15 protein-coding genes and 1 pseudogene are annotated in these 16,845 nt (G+C 63.8%); 8 read left to right on the forward strand and 8 right to left on the reverse strand.

Annotated elements, in window-relative coordinates:
• Positions 1–41: 41 nt before the first annotated feature.
• The 5 genes from LPW26_RS11375 to LPW26_RS11395 form a co-directional block, all read right to left on the reverse strand.
• Complete coding sequence (locus LPW26_RS11375) at positions 42–479, reverse strand: PaaI family thioesterase (RefSeq protein WP_238735238.1); 438 nt, start codon at positions 477–479, stop codon at positions 42–44.
• Positions 476–1,489 carry a quinone oxidoreductase family protein gene (locus LPW26_RS11380; RefSeq protein ID WP_238735240.1) on the reverse strand — a complete coding sequence of 338 codons (1,014 nt, stop codon included), beginning with the start codon at positions 1,487–1,489 and terminating at the stop codon, positions 476–478. Before LPW26_RS11380 ends, LPW26_RS11375 begins: the two co-directional genes overlap by 4 nt.
• Positions 1,490–1,552: 63 nt before the next feature.
• Positions 1,553–2,416: a VOC family protein gene (locus LPW26_RS11385; protein ID WP_238735241.1), complete on the reverse strand. Its 864-nt coding sequence runs from the start codon at positions 2,414–2,416 to the stop codon at positions 1,553–1,555.
• Between the two features lie 202 nt (positions 2,417–2,618).
• Positions 2,619–3,788, reverse strand: a complete 1,170-nt coding sequence (locus tag LPW26_RS11390) for a M20 aminoacylase family protein (protein WP_238735321.1) — start codon at positions 3,786–3,788, stop codon at positions 2,619–2,621.
• A 40-nt stretch (positions 3,789–3,828) separates the two neighbouring features.
• Positions 3,829–5,046: a PLP-dependent cysteine synthase family protein gene (locus LPW26_RS11395; protein ID WP_011441970.1), complete on the reverse strand. Its 1,218-nt coding sequence runs from the start codon at positions 5,044–5,046 to the stop codon at positions 3,829–3,831.
• A gap of 216 nt (positions 5,047–5,262) precedes the next feature.
• Between LPW26_RS11395 and LPW26_RS11400 the strand changes: the two genes are divergently transcribed.
• The gene (locus tag LPW26_RS11400; RefSeq protein WP_238735324.1) at positions 5,263–5,730 is read left to right on the forward strand and encodes an Lrp/AsnC family transcriptional regulator; all 468 of its coding nucleotides are present in this window, start codon (positions 5,263–5,265) and stop codon (positions 5,728–5,730) included.
• A 243-nt stretch (positions 5,731–5,973) separates the two neighbouring features.
• On the opposite strand, the pseudogene LPW26_RS11405 reads toward LPW26_RS11400, so the two are convergent.
• Positions 5,974–6,410: pseudogene (locus LPW26_RS11405) on the reverse strand (ATP-binding protein); the annotation flags it as partial.
• Between the two features lie 204 nt (positions 6,411–6,614).
• On the opposite strand from LPW26_RS11405, the gene LPW26_RS11410 reads away from it, so the two are divergent.
• The 7 genes from LPW26_RS11410 (at position 6,615) to LPW26_RS11440 (ending at position 15,067) form a co-directional block, all read left to right on the forward strand.
• Positions 6,615–8,396, forward strand: a complete 1,782-nt coding sequence (locus LPW26_RS11410) for an FAD-dependent oxidoreductase (RefSeq protein ID WP_238735244.1) — start codon at positions 6,615–6,617, stop codon at positions 8,394–8,396.
• A 165-nt stretch (positions 8,397–8,561) separates the two neighbouring features.
• Positions 8,562–9,596, forward strand: coding sequence for an ABC transporter substrate-binding protein (locus tag LPW26_RS11415; RefSeq protein ID WP_238735246.1), 1,035 nt, complete (start codon positions 8,562–8,564; stop codon positions 9,594–9,596).
• A complete protein-coding gene (locus tag LPW26_RS11420) occupies positions 9,593–10,420 on the forward strand; it encodes an ABC transporter ATP-binding protein (RefSeq protein WP_238735248.1) in 828 nt (275 codons plus the stop codon). Before LPW26_RS11415 ends, LPW26_RS11420 begins: the two co-directional genes overlap by 4 nt.
• A 4-nt stretch (positions 10,421–10,424) precedes the next feature.
• Positions 10,425–11,204, forward strand: coding sequence for an ABC transporter permease (locus LPW26_RS11425; RefSeq protein ID WP_238735250.1), 780 nt, complete (start codon positions 10,425–10,427; stop codon positions 11,202–11,204).
• 119 nt (positions 11,205–11,323) lie between these two features.
• On the forward strand, positions 11,324–12,193 hold the full coding sequence (locus LPW26_RS11430) for an FAD binding domain-containing protein (protein WP_238735252.1): 870 nt from the start codon (positions 11,324–11,326) through the stop codon (positions 12,191–12,193).
• Between the two features lie 26 nt (positions 12,194–12,219).
• Positions 12,220–12,726 (forward strand): (2Fe-2S)-binding protein, encoded by a 507-nt coding sequence (locus tag LPW26_RS11435; RefSeq protein WP_238735254.1) that lies wholly within the window; start codon positions 12,220–12,222, stop codon positions 12,724–12,726.
• On the forward strand, positions 12,719–15,067 hold the full coding sequence (locus LPW26_RS11440; protein ID WP_238735256.1) for a xanthine dehydrogenase family protein molybdopterin-binding subunit: 2,349 nt from the start codon (positions 12,719–12,721) through the stop codon (positions 15,065–15,067). The genes LPW26_RS11435 and LPW26_RS11440 overlap by 8 nt, the downstream gene beginning before the upstream one ends.
• Before the next feature lie 113 nt (positions 15,068–15,180).
• On the opposite strand, the gene LPW26_RS11445 is transcribed toward LPW26_RS11440, so the two are convergent.
• Together LPW26_RS11445 and LPW26_RS11450 are read right to left on the reverse strand one after the other, a co-directional pair.
• Complete coding sequence (locus tag LPW26_RS11445; protein WP_238735258.1) at positions 15,181–15,624, reverse strand: SRPBCC family protein; 444 nt, start codon at positions 15,622–15,624, stop codon at positions 15,181–15,183.
• Between the two features lie 94 nt (positions 15,625–15,718).
• The gene (locus LPW26_RS11450) at positions 15,719–16,813 is read right to left on the reverse strand and encodes an ABC transporter substrate-binding protein (RefSeq protein ID WP_238735260.1); all 1,095 of its coding nucleotides are present in this window, start codon (positions 16,811–16,813) and stop codon (positions 15,719–15,721) included.
• Positions 16,814–16,845 lie beyond the last annotated feature (32 nt).

Here is a 16,845-nt window from a genome sequence, read left to right on the forward strand (position 1 = left end):
AGTTGGCCGCCGAGCAGCGCTCGGCGGGGATAATTTGAAGATCAGTTGACCGACGCGGGGATCGCATAGGATCCGCGGCCGATCGCGACCAGGACACCCTTGTCGTTGAATACATCGATATCGGCGACGCCCACCGTGCGGCCGACGCGGCGCACCGTCGCTTTGGCGACGAGCTTGGTGTCGACGGCGGGGCGCAGATAGTCGACCCGGAAATTGATCGTCGGGATGCCTCCGCCGACCAGCATCGCGATCGCAAAGTCACCGACGGTGTCGATGATCGAGGCCAGCGGTCCGCCATGCCATTGCTTGGTGCCCGGACCACGCTCGAATTCGGGACGGAACGGCGCCTCCATCGTCAGCACCTGCTGCTCGATATCGGCCTCCGTCACCTTCAACTGGCAGAACGCGATGAAAGGGGCGCGGTCGGCCATCACCTGCAGCTCGGCAATGCCGAGCGTCTTCGCCGCGGCGGTGCTCATGGTGTCACCACGAGCTTGCCGAGCACCTTGCGGTCTTCGAGAACGCCCATCGCCTCGATCGCGCCCTCGAGCGGGAAGGTTCGGTCGATGACGGCCTTCATCTTGCCGGCGCGGATGAGTTCGAACAGCTTGAGAATGTCCTCGCGCTCCCAGCCGTTCGAACCGAGGATCTGCAATTCGAAGGTCCAGATGAAGCGGATGTCCTCGGTCGGATCGAACCCCGCGGTGGCGCCGCAAGTCACCAGCCGGCCGCCTTTACGCAGGCATTTCAGCGAAGGCACCCAGCTGTCGCCGCCGGTGAAGTTGACGACCATGTCGACCCCCGCCCCTTTCGAGGCCTTGCCGGCACGCGGCTTGCCGTGGCGGGCGCGGCATTCCTGCATGAAGTCGAATTCGTTGTAGAGAATGACCTCGTCGGCGCCGATCTCCATCAGGCGCTCGCCCTTCTCCGCCGATCCAGCACAGGCGATCACATAGGCTCCCGCCGCCTTGGCAAGTTGCACGCAGCAGATGCCGACGCCGCCGGACGCGCCGAGGATCAGCACCTTCTCGCCCGCCGAGACATGGCCGATGGTGGTCATCATCCGCAGCGCAGTGCCGTACGCCACCGGCAGGCACGACGCCTGCTCGAACGAGATATCGTCGGGCAGCGCGATCAGCTGGTGCGCACGCGTGACGCAGTATTCGGCAAGGCCGCCATCGCGCGTTTCGCCCATCAACCCGCCTTCGACCCGATTGATCGGATCGATCAACACGCGGTCGCCGATCTTCCAGCCTTCGACACCCGCGCCGAGCGCAGCGACTTCGCCGGCGATGTCGATTCCCATGATGATAGGCATTGGAATGCGGATGCCGGGCATCCCGCGGCGCGTGAAGATGTCGTGATAATTGTAGGACGTCGCCTTGACCTTGATCAGCACGTCGCCTTCGCCGGGCTCCGGAGTGGCGTAATCCTCGACATGAGCCATCTGGTCGAGACCGCCGTGGTCACGAAGCAGCACTGCACGCATTCATTTCTCCTTTTTCGTTTTGTCTGTTGCGGCGCTCTGGCGCGCCGGAGGCGGTGGCTTGGATTATTCCGAGAACTCGATGACCACGCCGAAGCTGGACGACGCCCCGACGCGCAAGCGCCCATCAGTTGCGGTGAACGGCACGCCGCCCGCCTGCAATGCCGCCTGTGCTTGCGCGATCGACGCGGTCTTGAAGCCGAGCCCGATCATCTGCGTCTTGCCTGGTTCGGGAAGCGGCGCATCGGCTCCGAAACGCTGCGTCGCAGCCTCGCGCGTCAGCGCGACGACGCGCACTTCGGCTGCGTCGAAGCCGTAACGGCCAGGAATCTCCTTCAGCAGCCCCGGGCCGAACATCCGCTCGAACAGACCGAGCGCAGAACGCGGATCATCGCCGCAGAAAACGAACTCGGAGATGTTCTGCACGCCGTTCGGATGCGTCTGCCATTCCGGACGCCACACCAGCTCGGGCGTTTTATGGTGACAGAAGAAGGTCCGCCCGTAGTCGAAGCCGAGCTTCGGCAAATGCAGCACCGTGAATGCCGCGTCGAACGTTCCCGCACCGGTCTCGACCGGCCTGACGAAATCGAGCGGCGTTTCGGCGGTCACGCCGGCGTGCGACGCGTTGAGTTGCGCGCGGGACGGATCTGGGCAGCGCCAGACGATGCCGGACAGTCCTTTTGGATCGTGCCACTGTTCGGGGCGCTGCTGTTTCTTTCCGGGCTCGTAGCCAAGCAGCTCGAGATAGTTATTGTTGAAGATCGCGAGATTGTTGGACGACCCCAGCGAATGGTGACCACGCGGTGTCAGATAGAAGCCGAGTGCCTGGTAGGCCGCAGCTGCTTGATCGAGCTCACCGTGAACAAGCACGATGACATGATCGAGCTCGGCGGGCAGTCTGCGCGGATGACCATCCTCTACGTCAGTCATTCGACTTCCTTTTTTTGTTGGCTGGGTGGTGCGGCAGTCATTCTTGTTCGGTTGCCATCGACTCGTTCCTACCCAAGGAACGGAGGCCGCCGAGGTATCGCAAAAATCCGCGGAAGCTGTTCTCCAAATTTACCGGCGTTCCGAGGTAGACGATCTCTGCGCGCTGCATTTTTCAGAATGTCCGTTCTTCGATTCACCGCGTTCAGACCAACGGCATGCGCTGGCGGACCAAGGCGGTCCAATACGAACAGCCCCACGGGATGACGTCGTCGTTGAAATCGAAGCGCGGATGATGCAACGGGGCGCTATCGCCGTTGCCGATCATGATCATCGCGCCAGGCCGCTCGTTCAGCATGAAAGCGAAATCCTCGCCGCCGAGCGTAGGCACCATCGCGGCGTCGACGTGCGCGGCGCCGGCCACTTCTCCGGCCGCCGCGACCGCGCGGTCGACGCCGACTTCGGAATTGCTCATCACCGGGTAGTGCCGCAGATAAGACAGCGTACCGACAGCGCCGAACCCGGCCGAAATACTCTCGGTGAGTTCGCGCAGCCGCTTCTCGACCATGTCGCGGGTCGGCTCGTCCAGTGTGCGAACCGTGCCGCGCAATGTCACCGTTTGAGGAATGACGTTGAACGCGTCACCGGCGGTCATCTGTGTGATCGAAATAACCGCGGATTGCAGCGGATCGAGATTGCGCGCGACGATCGCCTGAGTCGCCTGAATCAAGGCCGCGGCGACCACCACCGGATCGACCGTGGCATGCGGCTGAGCGGCGTGGCCGCCGCGACCTTCGATCGAGATGATGATCTCGTCGACCGAACCCATTTGCGGCCCAGGGCCCGTCGCAAACGTCCCCAAGGGAAGTCCCGGGCGGTTGTGCATGCCGTAGAATTCCTGGATCGGAAAACGCTGCAGCAGGCCGTCATCAAGCATGGCCTTGGCGCCCGCACCGCCTTCTTCAGCGGGCTGGAAGATCAGCGCGACGCCACCGTCGAAGGCCCGGCTCTCGACGAGGCCAAGCGCCGCACCCAACAGCATGGTGGTGTGGCCGTCGTGGCCGCATGCGTGCATCTTGCCGGGGACTTGCGAGGCCCATTCCGCGCCAGTTGCCTCGAGAATGGGCAAAGCATCCATATCGGCGCGCAGCCCGATCATCCGGCCTGAACTACGCGATTGGCCGTAAATGATTCCGACGACGCCTGTTCCACCGATGCCTTCATGCACCTCGTCGACGCCGGCTTCGCGCAACCGCGCCGCGACCCGCTGGGCGGTGCGATGCACGTCGTACAGCAGCTCGGGGTTGCGGTGCAGATCGTGACGAAACTCCTTGAGTTCGTCCAGGTAGCGCGCGGTCCAGTTCTCAATCGGCATTTGAGGTTCCTGAGGTTCGCCAATCACAGCAAGGTCAAATTCACACGCCGTCTTCGCTCGCATTGCGCGCGCGTGGGGTCGGCCGGCTCGCACATTCAAATCCCGCGCCATCAGCCGGCATCTCGAACACGCCGGAGTCGAGAAACCGCTCGATCGCCGCGACATAGGGCGCAATGACGATGTCCTGCTCTTTCAACCAGTCGTCGTTGTAGTACGTGTCCGAATAACGCTCGCCGTCGTCGCACAGAACAGTCACCAGCGATCCAGAAAGCCCCTCACGCAGCATCGCGGCCGCGCACCAGCACAATCCGATGAAGTTGGCGCCGGTCGATCCGCCGACCCGATGCGACAGCCGCGACGTCAGCACCCGCGTCGCAGCGATCGACGCGGCATCGGGGACTCGCATCATCTGATCGATCACGGAGGGCACGAAGGACGGCTCGACGCGGGGACGTCCGACGCCCTCGATGCGCGAGCCGCGGATGCAATTGGCGGTGCGGCTGCTCGACTTATAGGCTTCGAAGAAGCAGGAGTTCTCGACGTCGACTCCGCAGAGCCGCGTCTTCTGCCTGCTGAATCGAATGTAGCGGCCGATCGTCGCAGAAGTGCCGCCCGTGCCGGTGCTCATCACGATCCATTCGGGCACCGGGTGACGCTCGCCGGCCATCTGCTTGAAGATGCTCTCGGCGATATTGCCGGTGCGCCAGTCGATCGCGCGCTCGGCATAGGTGAACTGGTCGAGATACAGACCACCGAGATCGGCGGCGATCATCTGGGCCGCGCCGTAAACCTCCGACGACCTGTCGACAAAGTGGCATCGGCCGCCGAACCGCTCGATCGCCGTGACCTTCTGGCGCGACGTTGAACGCGGCACCACGGCGATAAAGGGCAGGCCGAGCAGCTCGGCGAAGTATGCTTCCGATACGGCGGTCGACCCCGATGACGCCTCCACCAGAGCGGTCCCCGGTCCGATCAAACCATTGCACAGTCCGAACATGATCAGCGACCGCGCCATGCGATGCTTCAGGCTGCCGGTCGGATGCGTGCTCTCGTCCTTGAAATAGACGTCGATGCCGTCGAGGCCCGGAAAGCGCAGCTTGAAGAGATGCGTGTCGGCCGAGCGCCTCGCATCCGCTTCGAGAATGTCGACAGCGTTTCTCACCCACTCCTGCTCGGCGATCTCACCGCCGAACAGACCCAAGACCCGCTTGGGCTCCGCGGGAAGATTTCGCGCTGTCGCAACTTGAATAATCGTCATCAGTCCACGCACCCCAAGCGCCTTCGGAACAGCGAGCCAAGCGCGAACGCCTGACGTCTGCATCGGCGAGACGAGGTACGCCTCGATCATCGCCCCGAGGTCGCTGCGTCGCTTGCTGCAGCGGCCATCGTGGGGGTGAGATTAATGATTGAAATGGCAAGAATGTTCACATATTTTACCATCCAGCAGACTCAATTTGGTGTGTTTGACCCAATAATGACCCACAAAATCGATCAAATCGATCTTCGCATTCTTGCCGCCATGCAAGCTGACTCTTCGCGTTCGCAACGCGAGCTCGCGGAGGAAGTCGGTCTGTCGCAGAATGCGTTCTGGCGGCGCCTGAAGGCGCTCGAGGCGAGCGGCGCGATCACCGGTTACGGCGCACGCGTCTCACAGGAGGCCGTCGGCGTGCCGATGACTGTCTTCGTGATGGTTCGAACCCGGCGGCATTCCGCCGAATGGCTCAAGCGCTTCCGGGCGCAGATCGAATCGATCTCAGAGATCGTCGCGTTTTATCGGATCAGCGGAGATTTCGATTACATGTTGAAGATCGCCGCCCGCGATATGGGCAACTACGACAAGGTGTATCAGACCATCATCAACAAGACCGAGCTGGAAACCGTGACGTCGTACTTCTCGATGGAAGCCATCATCGACGGCCGGCCGCTTCCGATCGGACGCTGAGGCACGCTGGTTGTGACTGGCTCCGCGCCAGTTGCGTGCTGCACGCCGGCTGCGTTCGGCGGCCGGCGCTGCGTTCGCTCACCTCGCGGGGCCTGAACGGCCGCGTCGCCGAGATGGTCGCCCGAAACCACCCGCGCTGCTGCAGCAGCCGGCGTGGAAGGCCAACCGCAAAACGAAAAGCCCGCAACGGCGGGCCATTCAAGACACGGAGTGTGTATAAAATTTGTAGCGGGAGAGGGACTCGAACACGGTCGGCCATTCGCCGAACGCCAGGTTGGTGGTGACGATGATCGAAGTGCGTTCGTACAGCCGGCTGATCAGGTGGAACAGGAGCTGGCCGGCCTGGGCGAAGGGCAGATAGCCGAGTTCGTCGAGGATGACGAAGTCCAGGCGGGTGAGATAGTCGGCGAGCCTCGCCTGGCGGCCGGAGCGGGCCTCGGTCTCCAGCCGATTGACCAAGTCGATGGTGGTGAAGAAGCGGCCGCGGGCGCCGGCGCGGATGCAATTGCGGGCGATCGCGATCGCCAGATGGGTCTTGCCGGTCCCGGTGCCGCCCATCAGCACGACGTTGCGCTGCTGGCGATGAAGCCGCCGCCTGCGAGGTCGCGGACCAGCATCTCGTTGGTCGGCGTGTCCTTGAACCTTGGCTGAAATACGCCCCGACGAATCTTGGCGATCGTCTCCACAACCAGCATCCCAATCGCGGCCTCCAGATGTCCTGAAGGCCAGTGTGGACCCGTCGCGACCGGGGTCCCGATCGGATGAAAATCAGTCCCGTAGCGGGGTCTCTATTCCATGAAAAATCACAATCAGCATCAATTCCCGACCCGCGATTGCCTTCGACCGAAGACTTCTGTTGAATACCCGTTCAACAGGACAACAACATGAGGGCAGTTGTGGATCGGACCGTCAGGACAATTGCGAGCCCTCATCAGCTCGGCGACATCGCCGAGAGCGGCTCATTCGACGTGATCGTGGTCGGCGCCGGCGCGGCGGGGATGTCGGCAGCGTTGTTCGCGGCGATGGCCGGGCTGAAGCCGCTGCTGGTCGAGCGTACCGACCGGGTCGGCGGCACCAGCGCCTATTCGGCCGGCAGCGCCTGGATTCCCAATACGCATCACGCAGCGTTAGTCGGCGCGGACGACAGCATCGACAAGGCCGCTCTTTATCTGCGGCATTCCGTCGGCAATGAATCTCCGGAATCGATGCGCCTGGCGTTCCTTGCCGACGGACCGAGAGCGGTCGCCGATCTGGAGCAGCATTCCCACGTGCAATTCCGCGCCCGCAAATTGCACCCTGACTACAACAGCAACCTGCCGGGAGCCACGCTGAAGGGACGCGTCCTCGAGGCCGCGCCGTTCGACGGCCGCAAACTCGGCGATCTGTTCGATCTGGTGCGGGAACCGATTCCGGAATTCACGGTGCTTGGCGGCATGATGGTCAATCAGGAGGACGTGCTGAACTTCCTCGCAGCCGGCCGCTCCTGGAAGGCGTTCCGGCACTCTGCCGCCCTGCTCGCCCGGCACGCGATCGATCGCCTCTCGCATCGTCGCGGCACGCGGCTGATGATGGGCAATGCGCTGACAGCACGGCTATTGCTGTCGCTGCGGGATCGCGCAGTGCCGCTGCTGTTGAACACTTCGGTCACGGCGATCGAGACGCGCGATAGCGGTCCGTTATCAGTGACGATCGTGCAGGGCGGCGTGACCCGCACGCTGACCTGTCGCGGCGGCCTGATCAGTGCCACCGGCGGCTTCAACCGGCATCCTCGCCTGCGGACTGAGCTGCTTCGAAAGCCCGTGGCGCAGTACTGCCCAGGCGCGCCGGGGCACACGGGACAGCTGCACGATCTGCTGTCGGAACTGGGCGCGCGCTACGGAGCGGACGACCGCGACAGCGCGTTCTGGGCGCCCGTGTCGGTTCGCAAGCGAGCCGACGGCGAGACGGCAGTGTTCCCTCATTTCATCTTCGATCGCGGACGGCCGGGGACGATCACCGTCAACCAGAGCGGACGCCGCTTCGTCAATGAGGCGCTGTCCTATCATCCCTTCACGCAGGCGATGCTCGACGCCGATCCAATCTCACCGTCGATCCCGGCATTTCTGATCGCCGACGAGATGGCGCTGCGTAAATATGGACTCGGCATCGTGAGGCCGGGTCGCTGGGGTCGCGCTGCATTCATCAGGGATGGTTACCTGACGCGTGCCGAAACTCTCGCCGAGCTTGCCACCAAATTGGGCATCTCACCCGCCGACCTCACCGAGACAGTACGCCGCTTCAATCAGTTCGCCCGAACCGGGATCGATCAGGACTTCGGCCGCGGATCGACCGATTATCAGCGTATCACCGCGGGCGACATGAGCCACGGGCCGAATCCGTGCCTCGGCGCCTTGGAGATCGCGCCGTTCTACGCCGTGCGTCTGTTCCCCGGCGATATCGGCGCTGCGACAGGCTTCGTGACCGACGAAACCGCCTGCATGCTGCGTCAGGATGGAAGCCGCATCGAAGGGCTCTACGCCTGCGGCAACGACATGCATTCGGTGATGGGCGGAAACTATCCCGGGCCCGGGATCACTTTGGGGCCGGCGATCGTGTTCGCCCACATCGCGGTGCAAGATATCGCGAAGCAAATCGCCGCGGGCAACGTAGCCACCACGGCGGCATGACCTCGCACCCGCAGTACGCACGACTGATGGCACGGTTGTTGCTTAATACGCCTTGCACATGTTGACTGACTAGACAGTCAATCCCTATGATGGAGGTAAGGTGATCAGATGACGATCTCGAAGTCCGTGAAATCACCATCAGACAGGATGTTGGGGGAGGGAGCCGTGCCTGCTATTTCCGGGTCGAACGCGCCGAGCCTATCGCGTCGCACATTGCTCGGCGGCGTTCTCGCCGCTCCGTTCGTGCTGCGCAGCGGCCGGGCATTGGCCGACGAACCTCTGTCGGTTCGCGTCGACTTCGCGCCCTGGGGCGTGCACTCCGCTTTGCATCTGTCGAAGGCGAAGGGATGGTTCAAGGACGACGGCCTGAACGTCGACCTGCAGGATGGAACCGGCACGCTCAACACCATCAATCTGGTCGCCGCCGGCAATGTCGATGTCGGTCTGGTGCAACTCGGGATGCTGGCGATCGCGCGGTCGCAGGGGCTTCCCGTCACGTCGTTCGCCGGCTTCCTGCGCAAAGGCGATCTCGCCACTTTGGTCGACGCCAAGACCGGGCCGAAGACTCCGAAGGAGCTCGCCGGCAAGAAGATCGTCTGCTTCGCCAACAGCCCCTGGGCGCCGTTCGTCGACGTCTACTTGAAGCGCATCGGCCTCGCCCGCGGCGAAGGTCCCGACAAAGTCAACGTCGTGATGGTGTCGCCTGCGGCGATGGTTTCGACCTATGCGTCGGGAGCCGCGGACGGCTTCATGTCGCTCAAGGAGTTCGGCGAACCCTATGTCGAACAGACCCGGCCGGCACGATCGTTGCTGGCGGCCAATTTCGGCATCGCGTTTCCGAGCTACGGTCTGATCGCCACGGATACGACGCTGAGCAAGCGCAAGGATCTGCTCGCCAAGCTGGTGGCCAATCAACGGCGGGCCTGGAGCTACATCTTCGCGGACCCGTCCCATATCGACGAGGGGGCGCGCGCCATCATCGCCAACCGGCCGGACAAGCAACTCAACTTCGACATCCTCAAGGGGCAGACCGCGCTCTGCAAGGAGTTCGTCGACACTGAAAACACCAAAGGCAAGCCGCTCGGCTGGCAGTCACCGGACGACTGGAAGGCCACCATCGCGATGATGGCCGAGGCCGGCCAGGCCAAGGCCGACGCCGACATCTCCGGGTTCTTCACCAACGATCTGGTCGGCGCATGACGGCGCTGCCCGTCGGCGCCCTTTCGATCGAGCCGCTCGGCGCGCCTCGCGGCTCCGCCTACATCTCGATCACCGATGTCGACAAAAGTTACGGCGCCGAAAGTCCGATCGCCGCGCTGAAGGACATCAATCTCGACATCGCGGCCGGCGAATTCATCAGCATCGTCGGCCCCTCGGGCTGCGGCAAGAGCACGCTGTTGAAATGCATCGCCGGCCTGCAGCCGATCAGCGCCGGATCGATCTCGATTCGCGGCCGGCCGGTGAATGCGCCGCCGGAGGACATGGCTATCGTGTTCCAGCGCGACGTGCTGTTCGACTGGCGCACCGTGCTCGACAATGTCCTGATGCTGGTCGAATTCAAGGGACTGCGACGCAAGGACTATCAGGAGCGCGCGCTCAAGCTGCTGCGAGAGTACGGGCTCGACGGCTATGCGCATCGCTTCCCCTGGGAGCTGTCCGGCGGCATGCGCCAGCGCGTGGCGATCTGCCGGGCGCTGATCGTCGATCCGGATCTGCTGCTGATGGACGAGCCGTTCGGCGCGCTCGACGCGATGACCCGCGACGATCTGAACGCGGACCTCGAGCGGCTCTGGTACGATACGCGCAAGACCGTGGTCTTCATCACCCACGGAATCGACGAAGCCGTCTATCTCGGAGACCGCGTCGTCGTGATGGCGCGCAATCCCGGCCGGATCGCCGAGATCGTCGATATCGACATTCCGCGGCCGCGCCCGCTCAGCATTCGTCAAACCGAGGACTTCGGCAAATATGTCCAGCACATCCGTCATCTCTTCGCGTCGATGGGGCTCGTCAAAGCTGAGTAACAGTATGAGCTATTGGCGCAGGACGGAGCACGCGCGAACTATCATCGTGGTGCTGGCGGTTCTCGGTGCGATCTGGGAGTTGTCGGTCCACCTGTTCGGGATTCGCGCCTTCCTGCTGCCGGCGCCGTCGATCGTGATTGCCGATATCGTCTCCCATCCGGGGTTCTTCGGACGGCAATCGCTGTACACGCTCTACGTCACCACCGCAGGATTTCTGATCGCACTGGTCGGCGGCGTGCTGGCTGCCATCGCCATCGTGTCGTCGAGCTTCATCGATCGAACTTTCTATACGCTGCTGGTGGCGACCAATTCGATTCCGAAGGTTGCCCTGGCGCCACTGTTCGTGATCTGGCTCGGAACCGGCGGCGCACCGAAAATCGCAATCGCCGCCATCATCGCCATCTTTCCGATCGTGATCAACACCACCGTCGGCCTGCGGGCGATCGACAGCGACATGATCGACCTCGCGCGCTCGGCCAGAGCCTCACGGCTCGATATCATGATGAAGGTGCGCTTTCCCAACGCGCTGCCGAGCCTGTTCGCGGGCGCCAAGATCGGCGTCTCGTTCGCGCTGATCGGCGCGATCGTCGGCGAGTTCGTCGCCGGCGAACAAGGGCTCGGCTACGTCATCCTCACCAGCCAGGCGACCTTCAACAGCACCCGCGCCTTCGCGGCGATCGTGGTGCTGGGCGTCCTCGGCACGATCATGTTCTTCGCCATCGAATGGATCGAGCGCTGGATGCTGCCGTGGCATGTCTCACAACGCGCCAACAAGGGACACTGATCCGGTGGCTGTTTCTCCTGTCGATCAAACCGAGCGCATCGTTTCCCGGCGAGCGCGGCAGCTGCAAGCGCCGTGACGAGCCACTTCAACACCTGGACCTCTGTCCTGCTGGAACCTGCATGAAGCCCGCCGCCTTCGACTATCAAGCCCCCACCACGATCGCCGACGCGTTGGCACTGCTGGAACGTCACGGCAGCGACGCTCGGCTGCTGGCCGGCGGCCAGACGCTGCTGCCGATGATGAATTTCCGCTTGGTGGCGCCCGAAGTGGTGATCGATCTCGGTCGAATTCCGGATCTCGCCTTCATCGAAGCCGACGGCAACCATGTCCGGATCGGCGCGATGACGCGGCAGCGCGCGCTGGAATTTTCGCCCGTCGTCGCGCGCCACCTGCCTTTGCTGCACGAGGCCGTCAAGATGGTCGGCCATCTCCCGACCCGCTCGCGCGGAACCATCGGCGGGTCGCTCGCCAACGCGGATTCGTCCGCGGAGATCCCGATGGTGCTGCAGGTGCTCGAGGGCGAGATGCTGGTGCGGGGGCCGCACGGCGAGCGGACCATCCCGGCGGCGGAGTTCGCCGTCGATGCGATGACCACAAGCCTCGCCGAACACGAAATGCTCGTCGCAATCCGCGTGCCGGTGATGCCGCAGGGCACGCGGTTTGCCATCGAGGAATTCTCGCGGCGGCGTGGCGACTTCGCGATCGCGGCCGTGGCGGTGACGGTGCTGATGCAGGACGGTGTCTGCCGGAGTGCGAGACTGGCGACCGCCGGCGTGTCGCCGGTTTCGCGGCGCCTGCGCGAGGCCGAACAATGGCTCGAAGGCAGCACGCTCGACGCGGACGCGATCGGGCGTGCCGCACAGGCAGCCTCCGAGACCGTCGACCCGAGCGCCGATCGCAACGGCAGCGAACAGTATCGCCGGCACCTCACCAAGGCACTGACCAAGCGGGCGTTGCAGCGAGCCGCAGCTCCCCGACAATCAGCATGACGGCGTCACCGGCGGAGAGCAACACGATGTCGAAGTCAGTCGAAGTTCAACTCAGGGTGAACGGCAAGAACTGCCTGGGGCATTGCGAGTCCCGGACGCTGATGGCCGATTTCCTGCGCGACCATCTCAACCTGACCGGGACCCATGTCGGATGCGAGCATGGGGTGTGCGGCGTGTGCACCATCCTGGTCGATGGCGAAGCGGTGCGCTCCTGCATCATGCTGGCAGCGCAAGCCAACGGCGCCGACGTCGTGACCATCGAAGGCTTGTCGCAGGCGGGCGTGTATCACCCCGTCCAGAAGGCCTTTCACGACCATCACGCCCTGCAGTGCGGGTTCTGCACGCCCGGCATGCTGGCCACCGCGATCGATTTTCTCAACACCAACGCCTCCCCGACCGAGCCGGAAGTGCGTGAGGCGCTGTCGGCCGTGCTGTGCCGATGCACCGGCTACCAGAACATCGTCGCCGCCGTGATGGCGGCGGCGGCGGCGATGCGCGGCGACGCCAAAGCGGGAGCGCAAGTCCATGGCTGAGACGCAAGGGTTCATCGGCAAGTCGGTCCCGCGGCGCGAGGACAAGCGGCTCTTGACCGGCAAGGGCGAGTTCATCGCGGATCTCAAGCTGCCGTCGATGCTGCATGCGGCTTTCGTCCGCAGCCAGGTCGCTCATGGCCGGATCAAGTCGGTCGATCTGTCGCGCGCATTGCAGTCTCCGGGCGTGGTCTATGCGATCTCAGGGCCGGATCTTGCCAAGCTGCTGCCGCCGGTACCCGATACGCAACTGTCGCTACCGAAGAAATGGACCACGCGGGTCCAGCACACCTTCCTCAATCCGCAGCAGCCGCTGCTCGCCCACGAAAAGGTCCGGCATGTCGGCGAAGCCGTCGCGGTCATTCTCGCGGAGAGCCGCTACCTCGCCGAAGACGCTGCCGAACTGGTGACGATGGAGATCGAGCCGCAGCCTGCCGTGGTCGATCCCGAAGCCGGGCTGGCTCGCGACAGCGTCGTGCTGCACGAGCAGTACGCCACCAATCTGATCGGCGACTTCTCCATCGCCAAAGGCGATGTCGAGACCGCACTGGCGAACGCGCCGCATCGCATGAAGCGCCGGTTCTATCATCACCGCTATGCCGCGATTCCGATGGAGGGCCGAGGCGTCGCCGCCAGCTACGACGCACGCACGGATTCGATCAACATCTGGTCGGCCTGCCAGGTCATTCACTGGCTCCGCCGCGAAGCGTCGACCGTACTCGGCATGCCCGAAGCCCGCATTCGCTGCGTCGCGCTCGATGTCGGCGGCGGCTTCGGCGTCAAGGGTCACGTTTATCCCGAAGAACTGCTGATCCCCTATTTGGCTCGCGAAGTCGGGCGTCCGGTGAAATGGATCGAGGATCGGCACGAACACTTCATGAGTGCCTGCCATTCCCGCGATCAGACCCACGATGTCGAGTTCGGCTTCGACGACGACGGCCGGCTGCTGGCATTTCAGGACGAGTTCATCGTCGATTGCGGCGCGTGGAATCCGATCGGCTCCGGCATCGCCTACAACACCGCGGTGCATCTGCCCGGCCCCTACAAATTCGAACACTTCGGGGTTCGCTCGAAAATCGTAGTCACCAACAAGGTTCCGAACGCGCCGTATCGCGGCGCCGGCCGCCCCGAAGCGACCTTCGCGATGGAGCGGGTGATGGATCTGATCGCGGCCGAGCTCGGCATCGATCCGGCAGACGTCCGCATGCGCAACATGATCCCGGCGTCCGAGATGCCCTATCGTCTCGGCCTTCCCTATCGGGACGGCGAGCCGATCGTCTACGACAGCGGCGACTATCCCGAATCGCTGCGCCAGGCACTGGCAGCGCTGGGAGGTGTTGACGCGTTCCGCGCGCGGCAGCGGGACGCACGGGCGCAGGGGCGATACCTTGGCCTTGGACTCGGATGCTACGTCGAAGGCACCGGCGTCGGCCCGTTCGAAAGCGCGACAGTCCGGATTGATCCGACGGGAAAGATCTATCTCGCCGGCGGCGCTTGCCCCCAGGGACAGGGCATGGAAACGATCTTTTCGCAGATCGTCGCCGATGCCTGGCAGGTTCAACCGGAGGACGTCGTCGTCGCCCTGGCCGACACCAGCGTGATCTCGATCGGCTTCGGAACCATCGCGAGCCGCAGCACCGTCAATCTGTCGGGCGCCATCCACAACGCCAGCCAAGCACTGCAGAAGAAAGTGTTCGCGATCGCAGCGGACGTGCTCGAATGCTCGCCGGCCGACCTCGAGCTGCGCAACGGCAGCGTCGGCCTCGTCGGCGTGCCGGGCAGAGAAATTCCCCTCGCCCGGATCGCCAAAGCGGCGATGCCCGGCTGGGACAACAAGCGACCCGCGGGCGTTTCAGCGGGGCTGGAAGAGACCGCTTACTTCGAGCCCCCGACCGTGACCTGGGCTTACGCGACACACGCCGCGATCGTCGAACTCGATGTCGAACTCGGCCGCGTCGAGATCGAGAAATACGTCATCGTTCATGACTGCGGCGTCGTTGTTAATCCGATGCTGGTCGATGGACAGATCCACGGCGGCGCGGTGCAAGGACTCGGCGGTGCGCTGTTGGAGGAACTGAGCTACGATTCGGAAGGCCAATTGCTGGTGGGGTCGTTCATGGACTATCTGGTGCCGGGCGCCAGCGACGTGCCGCATTTCGAGCTGAAGCACATGCACTTCCCCTCGCCGCTGAATCCCTATGGCGTCAAGGGCGTCGGCGAAGGCAGCGCGATCGCGCCGCCTGTGGTCATCGCCAACGCGGTCTCCGATGCGCTCTCTCACCTCAAGATCGAATTCAACTCGACGCCGATCAGGCCGGAACAGATCGTCGCCGCGTTCGGATAGTCCCCCGATGCCGAAGCGGCCGGATCTCACTCGTCCGGCGCCGCTCGCTCAGGGCCGCAGGACCCGCTGCGGCTGCGGCCCGCAGGCGTCATGCCGCACGGCATCAGCGGCGTTCAGCGCTGTACGATGGCGGCGAACTTCGTGAAGAATTCGTCGGCGAGCTTCTTCGCAGCGCCGTTGATCAAACGCTGGCCGAGCTGAGCCACTTTCCCGCCGACGTGCGCCTCGACCAGATATTTCAGCAGCGTGCCGCCGTCGTGCTCGGTGAGGGCCACCGATGCGCCGCCTTTGGCGAAGCCCGCGACGCCGCCCTCGCCTTCGCCGGAGATCTTGTAGGCGTTGGGCGGATCGAGATCGCTGAGCCTGACCTTGCCCTTGAACCGCGCCGACACCGGCCCGACCTTCATCTTCGCGACCGCGTCGAAACCGTCGTCGGTCCGCTCCAGCTGTTCACAGCCGGGAATGCACTCCTTCAGCACGGCCGGATCGTTGAGCCTTTCCCAGACCGTCTCCCGCGGCGCCTCGAGCAGATACTCGCCGCTCATCGTCATTGCCATCAATCAGGTCCTCAATCATGCGTCGAGAGCACCGTCCGCCCGGACGCGAGAGATCTTGCTCACGTCCCTCTCGTCGCGCGCGTTCGACGACTCGTCAGTCCAGCTTTGAGACGTCCGTCTTCTTGGCGTCGGCGATCACCGCCTGACGGTCGTAGCTGTTGGCATCCTTGACGAACTGGTTGGTGATGACGCGGTCCACCGGAACTGCCGCCGGCAGCACCTTCTGCGCGACGAAAAAGTCCACCAGTCGTTGCCAATCCGCCTCGATCAGACGACCATGCTGATCTTCCGTCTTCGGCGAATTCCAGATGCCGAGGCGCGCCTGATTGACGGCGACGCCCTCCTCCAACGCCGCCGCGGCGTCGGGATTTTTCGATTTCGCCTCCGGATAGTCCTTCCATGTGATCAGGACGGCTGCCTTCGGGTTGGCCATCGAGAAGTCGTATCCCTTGGCAACGGCCCGAGCGACACCGACCAGCATCTTCGGCCTCTTGGCGATCGTGTCGCTGGTGGCGAGCAAGCCAACGTCCGGAAGCGAGCGGATGCCTTCCGGCGCCGGTACCTCGCGCAGATCGAGCCCGGAGAATTTAAACTTGGCAAGCGCGGCGTCCCAGTACACCACGGCGTCGACGAATTTCTGGCGGACCGACGTCACCGCTTGCGCACCGACGCCGATCGGCAAGAAGGTAACGTCCGCCTGCGGATCGAGCCCGGCCTGCTGGACGAAAGCCTTGCCGAACGTCGTGCCGGCGCTGCCGAGCGACTGCACGCCGAGCTTCTTACCCTTGAGGTCGGCGATGGTCTTGATCGGACTGTCAGGCAGCACCGCAATGTGCCAGATGTTCTGATAGTAAAGGCTGTAGAAGTAGCGCACGTCGAGCTTGCCGGTCTGCATCCCGACCAGCGCCTCGCCGGGCGACGCCGCGCCAACGTCGCCGTTGCCGGCGGAGACCTGGATCGCGGACTCGTTGGAGCCGCCGACGGCGATCAACGTCACGTCGAGGCCCTCTTCGGCGAAATAGCCCTTCTCCTTCGCGACCACGAACGGCGAGAACGCCTCGTCGATGTTCCTCACCGGGATCAGAACCCGCACCTTCTCCACTGCCGCGGCGGTCTCGACGCCGCCCAAGCTGACAGCGATACTCGCAATGGCGGCGACCACAATACGTCCGAAATTCAGGCCATGCATGACTAGTCTCTCCGATGCAGGATGACGGCGCG

The sequence above is a fragment of the Rhodopseudomonas infernalis genome, assembly GCF_022271405.1.
GTDB classification, from domain to species: Bacteria; Pseudomonadota; Alphaproteobacteria; order Rhizobiales; family Xanthobacteraceae; genus Rhodopseudomonas; species Rhodopseudomonas infernalis.

What these genes read in the sequence shown, in the direction of transcription:
- LPW26_RS11375 (WP_238735238.1), bottom strand. Translation starts at nt 479, where the DNA reads ATGAGCACCGCCGCGGCGAAGACGCTCGGCATTGCCGAGCTGCAGGTG.
- LPW26_RS11380 (WP_238735240.1), bottom strand. Translation starts at nt 1,489, where the DNA reads ATGCGTGCAGTGCTGCTTCGTGACCACGGCGGTCTCGACCAGATGGCT.
- LPW26_RS11385 (WP_238735241.1), bottom strand. Translation starts at nt 2,416, where the DNA reads ATGACTGACGTAGAGGATGGTCATCCGCGCAGACTGCCCGCCGAGCTC.
- LPW26_RS11390 (WP_238735321.1), bottom strand. Translation starts at nt 3,788, where the DNA reads ATGCCGATTGAGAACTGGACCGCGCGCTACCTGGACGAACTCAAGGAG.
- LPW26_RS11395 (WP_011441970.1), bottom strand. Translation starts at nt 5,046, where the DNA reads ATGACGATTATTCAAGTTGCGACAGCGCGAAATCTTCCCGCGGAGCCC.
- LPW26_RS11400 (WP_238735324.1), top strand. Translation starts at nt 5,263, where the DNA reads ATGACCCACAAAATCGATCAAATCGATCTTCGCATTCTTGCCGCCATG.
- LPW26_RS11410 (WP_238735244.1), top strand. Translation starts at nt 6,615, where the DNA reads ATGAGGGCAGTTGTGGATCGGACCGTCAGGACAATTGCGAGCCCTCAT.
- LPW26_RS11420 (WP_238735248.1), top strand. Translation starts at nt 9,593, where the DNA reads ATGACGGCGCTGCCCGTCGGCGCCCTTTCGATCGAGCCGCTCGGCGCG.
- LPW26_RS11425 (WP_238735250.1), top strand. Translation starts at nt 10,425, where the DNA reads ATGAGCTATTGGCGCAGGACGGAGCACGCGCGAACTATCATCGTGGTG.
- LPW26_RS11430 (WP_238735252.1), top strand. Translation starts at nt 11,324, where the DNA reads ATGAAGCCCGCCGCCTTCGACTATCAAGCCCCCACCACGATCGCCGAC.
- LPW26_RS11435 (WP_238735254.1), top strand. Translation starts at nt 12,220, where the DNA reads ATGTCGAAGTCAGTCGAAGTTCAACTCAGGGTGAACGGCAAGAACTGC.
- LPW26_RS11440 (WP_238735256.1), top strand. Translation starts at nt 12,719, where the DNA reads ATGGCTGAGACGCAAGGGTTCATCGGCAAGTCGGTCCCGCGGCGCGAG.
- LPW26_RS11445 (WP_238735258.1), bottom strand. Translation starts at nt 15,624, where the DNA reads ATGGCAATGACGATGAGCGGCGAGTATCTGCTCGAGGCGCCGCGGGAG.
- LPW26_RS11450 (WP_238735260.1), bottom strand. Translation starts at nt 16,813, where the DNA reads ATGCATGGCCTGAATTTCGGACGTATTGTGGTCGCCGCCATTGCGAGT.